Origin of the sequence: Psychrobacter sp. NPDC078631 (genome assembly GCF_050268165.1) — a bacterium.
GTDB lineage: Bacteria > Pseudomonadota > Gammaproteobacteria > Pseudomonadales > Moraxellaceae > Psychrobacter.
In genome coordinates this window covers 1-5,664 of the sequence record NZ_JBNNGG010000008.1, presented here as the reverse complement: position 1 = coordinate 5,664, position 5,664 = coordinate 1, and the positions used below count along the sequence as shown (strand labels likewise).

2 tRNA genes and 3 rRNA genes are annotated in these 5,664 nt (G+C 48.1%); all 5 read right to left on the bottom strand.

The window, feature by feature from the left end:
- Positions 1-10 precede the first annotated feature (10 nt).
- Positions 11-124: ribosomal RNA gene (gene rrf / locus ACQKCP_RS13015) — 5S ribosomal RNA — on the bottom strand.
- Positions 125-311: 187 nt separating this feature from the next.
- Positions 312-3,167, bottom strand: a 23S ribosomal RNA gene (locus ACQKCP_RS13010).
- Positions 3,168-3,514: 347 nt separating this feature from the next.
- Positions 3,515-3,590: transfer RNA gene (locus ACQKCP_RS13005), tRNA-Ala, on the bottom strand.
- A gap of 9 nt (positions 3,591-3,599) precedes the next feature.
- Positions 3,600-3,676 (bottom strand) — tRNA-Ile (locus ACQKCP_RS13000).
- A gap of 74 nt (positions 3,677-3,750) precedes the next feature.
- Positions 3,751-5,289, bottom strand: a 16S ribosomal RNA gene (locus tag ACQKCP_RS12995).
- Together the 16S, 23S and 5S rRNA genes with 2 tRNA genes alongside form the textbook arrangement of a ribosomal RNA operon.
- Positions 5,290-5,664 lie beyond the last annotated feature (375 nt).

Here is a 5,664-nt window from a genome sequence, read left to right as displayed (position 1 = left end):
TAGAATAGAGAGCTGACGATGACCTACTCTCACATGGGCGAACCACACTACCATTGGCGCTACGATGTTTCACTTCTGAGTTCGGGAAGGGATCAGGTGGGGCCATCGCGCTATTGTCGTCAGCAAAGGGGGTTAGATATGAGTCTGTTATTTTTATTGTTTGACTATAAATGTTTAGTTTATGGTCGATCAACTTGTAACCTAACTGAATCAAGGTTAAAGGTGATATCGAAATATTCTTTCTTTATTCTATAGCCTGAGCTATACAAGATAGATTAATTAGACTTGTATACAAACCACTTGGGTGTTGTATGGTCAAGCCAAACGAGCAATTAGTACAGGTTAGCTACACGCATCGCTGCGCTTCCACACCCTGCCTATCAACGTCCTAGTCTTGAACGGCTCTTTAGGGAAATCTAATCTTGAGGTGGGCTTCCCGCTTAGATGCTTTCAGCGGTTATCCCATCCGAACGTAGCTACCGGGCAATGCCACTGGCGTGACAACCCGAACACCAGAGGTTCGTCCACTCTGGTCCTCTCGTACTAGGAGCAGATCCTCTCAAATTTCCAACGCCCACGGTAGATAGGGACCGAACTGTCTCACGACGTTCTAAACCCAGCTCGCGTACCTCTTTAAATGGCGAACAGCCATACCCTTAGGACCTGCTTCAGCCCTAGGATGAGATGAGCCGACATCGAGGTGCCAAACACCGCCGTCGATATGAACTCTTGGGCGGTATCAGCCTGTTATCCCCAGAGTACCTTTTATCCGTTGAGCGATGGCCCTTCCATACAGAACCACCGGATCACTAAGACCTACTTTCGTACCTGCTCGACTTGTGGGTCTCGCAGTTAAGCGCGCTTTTGCCTTTATACTCTACGACCGATTTCCGACCGGTCTGAGCGCACCTTCGTACTCCTCCGTTACTCTTTAGGAGGAGACCGCCCCAGTCAAACTACCCACCATACATTGTCCTCGGTATTGTTATACCTGAGTTAGAACCCCAACATGACCAGGGTGGTATTTCAAGATTGGCTCCACCGAGACTAGCGTCTCGGCTTCAAAGCCTCCCACCTATCCTGCACAAGTCAGGTCAAAGTTCAATGTAAAGCTGTAGTAAAGGTTCACGGGGTCTTTCCGTCTAGCCGCGGGTACACAGCATCTTCACTGCGATTTCGATTTCACTGAGTCTCTGCTGGAGACAGCGCTGCCATCATTATGTCATTCGTGCAGGTCGGAACTTACCCGACAAGGAATTTCGCTACCTTAGGACCGTTATAGTTACGGCCGCCGTTTACTGGGGCTTCGATCAAGAGCTTCGCTTACGCTAACCCCATCAATTAACCTTCCAGCACCGGGCAGACATCACACCCTATACGTCCACTTTCGTGTTTGCAGAGTGCTGTGTTTTTAATAAACAGTTGCAGCAGCCTGGTATCTGCGACTGCCAACAGCTCAAGGAGCAAGTCCTATCACCATCAACAGCGTACCTTCTCCCGAAGTTACGGTACCATTTTGCCTAGTTCCTTCAGCAGAGTTCTCTCAAGCGCCTTGGTATTCTCTACCTGATCACCTGTGTCGGTTTAGGGTACGATTCGTTTATAACTATTGCTTAGAAGCTTTTCCTGGAAGCATGGTATTTGCCACTTCGCTGTACAAGTACAGCTTGCTATCAGATCTCGGTATAAAATAGCCCGGATTTACCTAAGCTATAAACCTACATCCTTTCACCTGGACAACCAACGCCAGGCTGACATAACCTTCTCCGTCCCTCCATCGCATTATAAACAAGTATCGGAATATTAACCGATTTCCCATCGACTACGCCTTTCGGCCTCGCCTTAGGGGTCGACTCACCCAGCCCCGATTAACGTTGGACTGGAACCCTTGATCTTCCGGCGTGCGAGCTTTTCACTCGCATTATCGTTACTCACGTCAGCATTCGCTCTTGTGATACCTCCAGCATGCTTTACAACACACCTTCACAGGCTTACACAACGCTCCCCTACCACTTGAAAACAAATTCAAATCCGCAGCTTCGGCTCCTAGTTTGAGCCCCGTTACATCTTCCGCGCGGGCCGACTCGACTAGTGAGCTATTACGCTTTCTTTAAAGGATGGCTGCTTCTAAGCCAACCTCCTAGCTGTCTATGCCTTCCCACCTCGTTTCCCACTTAACTAGGAATTTGGGGCCTTAGCTGGCGGTCTGGGTTGTTTCCCTCTCCACGATGGACGTTAGCACCCACCGTGTGTCTCCCGGATATCACTCATCGGTATTCGGAGTTTGCATCGGTTTGGTAAGTCGGTATGACCCCCTAGCCGAAACAGTGCTCTACCCCCAATGGTGTTCGTCCGAGGCGCTACCTAAATAGCTTTCGGGGAGAACCAGCTATCACCGAGTTTGATTAGCCTTTCACCCCTATCCACAAGTCATCCCCTGGCTTTTCAACGACAGTGGGTTCGGTCCTCCGGTGCCTGTTACGGCACTTTCAACCTGCTCATGGATAGATCACTCGGTTTCGGGTCTATACCCTGCAACTAAACGCCCTATTAAGACTCGGTTTCCCTACGGCTCCCCTAAACGGTTAACCTTGCTACAGAATATAAGTCGCTGACCCATTATACAAAAGGTACGCGGTCACCCAACAAGTGGGCTCCCACTGCTTGTACGCACACGGTTTCAGGTTCTATTTCACTCCCCTCACAGGGGTTCTTTTCGCCTTTCCCTCACGGTACTGGTTCACTATCGGTCAGTCAGGAGTATTTAGCCTTGGAGGATGGTCCCCCCATCTTCAAACAGGATTTCTCGTGCCCCGCTCTACTTAATATGTTAACTCTAATGTTTCGAATACAGGACTATCACCTACTACGGTCAGCTTTCCCACGCTGTTCTTCTACATTAGAATTAATCGGCTTCTCCCCGTTCGCTCGCCGCTACTAGGGGAATCTCAATTGATGTCTATTCCTAAGGGTACTGAGATGTTTCACTTCCCCTCGTTCGCTTCCTAATAAATTAGGATACCTACCTTATGGTAAGTGGGTTTCCCCATTCAGAAATCTCCGGATCACAGGATATTGCCGCCTCCCCGAAGCTTATCGCAGGCTGTCACGTCTTTCATCGCCTCTGACTGCCAAGGCATCCACCATGTGCGCTTCATTACTTGACCATACAACCCCAAGTAGTCTTTCGACTTCTAAGTGTCATACAATCTAATTATGATAACGATATCACCTATGTTTATACGCTTGATTCAGTTCTCTTTACTTTTTTTAATAACTCACCCCTGGGATAACAACTGATGTCGTTAAGAGGTGAGTTATTAAGGTTAAGAAGTGCGCGTGAACACGCTCTTCCTAACCCAGACTCATATCTATGTTTTTAAATAGTCTCTATGCTCTCGTCGAGTCACAGATTCTGTATAAAACAGAAAGAAGTAATCATTAACAATCACTTGTTTCTATTTAATACCTATTTATTTATTAGCATCTAAAGCTTACTTAACCGTCTTAGTAGTGGTGGAGCCAAACGGAGTCGAACCGTTGACCTCCTGCGTGCAAGGCAGGCGCTCTACCAACTGAGCTATGGCCCCATTGTAAAATGGTGGGTCTAGGTGGACTTGAACCACCGACCCCCGCGTTATCAACACGGTGCTCTAACCAGCTGAGCTACAGACCCTAATACGTTTGTTAAAACGTAAGCTTAAACTAAAGAACAACTTGTTGTGAATTCTTGCTGACCGAATGCGTCTATAAGGAGGTGATCCAGCCGCAGGTTCCCCTACGGCTACCTTGTTACGACTTCACCCCAGTCATCAACCACACCGTGGTGAACGCCTCCCCGAAGGTTAAGCTATCCACTTCTGGTGCAATCAACTCCCATGGTGTGACGGGCGGTGTGTACAAGGCCCGGGAACGTATTCACCGCGGCATTCTGATCCGCGATTACTAGCGATTCCTACTTCATGGAGTCGAGTTGCAGACTCCAATCTGGACTACGATAGGCTTTTTGAGATTCGCATCACATCGCTGTGTAGCTGCCCTCTGTACCTACCATTGTAGCACGTGTGTAGCCCTGGTCGTAAGGGCCATGATGACTTGACGTCGTCCCCGCCTTCCTCCAGTTTGTCACTGGCAGTATCCTTAGAGTTCCCGGCTTAACCCGCTGGTAACTAAGGACAAGGGTTGCGCTCGTTGCGGGACTTAACCCAACATCTCACGACACGAGCTGACGACAGCCATGCAGCACCTGTATTCTAATTCCCGAAGGCACTCCCGCATCTCTGCAGGATTCTAGATATGTCAAGACCAGGTAAGGTTCTTCGCGTTGCATCGAATTAAACCACATGCTCCACCGCTTGTGCGGGCCCCCGTCAATTCATTTGAGTTTTAACCTTGCGGCCGTACTCCCCAGGCGGTCTACTTATTGCGTTAGCTGCGTCACTAAGTCCTCAAGGGACCCAACGACTAGTAGACATCGTTTACGGCGTGGACTACCAGGGTATCTAATCCTGTTTGCTACCCACGCTTTCGAGCCTCAGTGTCAGTATGATGCCAGGAAGCTGCCTTCGCCATCGGTATTCCTTCAGATCTCTACGCATTTCACCGCTACACCTGAAATTCTACTTCCCTCTCACCTACTCTAGCCTAACAGTTTCAGATGCAGTTCCCAGGTTAAGCCCGGGGATTTCACATCTGACTTATCAAGCCACCTACGCTCGCTTTACGCCCAGTAATTCCGATTAACGCTTGCACCCTCTGTATTACCGCGGCTGCTGGCACAGAGTTAGCCGGTGCTTATTCTGCAGCTAATGTCATCGTCCGTGGGTATTAACCACGGAGTCTTCTTCACTGCTTAAAGTGCTTTACAACCAAAAGGCCTTCTTCACACACGCGGCATGGCTGGATCAGGGTTTCCCCCATTGTCCAATATTCCCCACTGCTGCCTCCCGTAGGAGTCCGGGCCGTGTCTCAGTCCCGGTGTGGCTGATCATCCTCTCAGACCAGCTACAGATCGTCGCCATGGTAGGCCTTTACCCCACCATCTAGCTAATCCGACTTAGGCTCATCTAATAGCGAGAGCAGTAAACTGCCCCCTTTCTCCCGTAGGTCGTATGCGGTATTAATACGAGTTTCCCCGTGCTATCCCCCACTACTAGGTAGATTCCTAAGTATTACTCACCCGTCCGCCGCTCGACGCCTGGTAGCAAGCTACCATCGTTTCCGCTCGACTTGCATGTGTTAAGCCTGCCGCCAGCGTTCAATCTGAGCCATGATCAAACTCTTCAGTTTAATCTTGCTATGAAGCTCTTTAAAGAAGCTTCTAAACTTGGCTCATCTAATCTGGCAAAATCGCTAAAAATTATGTTCGTAATGAATTAACTTTGAGTTTTTCTGCTGTCTTAAATGATAATTTTTATAGTTAATAATCTTTCCGAAAAGAAAAGATAGTCAACTTTATTTTTTAGCATTCTGAATCAGCAAAAATCCACACAAGTTGTTCTTTAGTTATGCTTTTAAATAATGTCTGACACTGTCGTCCAGTGCTAGTATTTCAAACTAAACAAGTCAGCCAATGTGGCTTATCCTATTTAGCGAGCTGACCATCATATCATGTTTTAATAGTCTGTCAACTTCTTTTTTTAATTTGTTTCAACAAGTTAACTG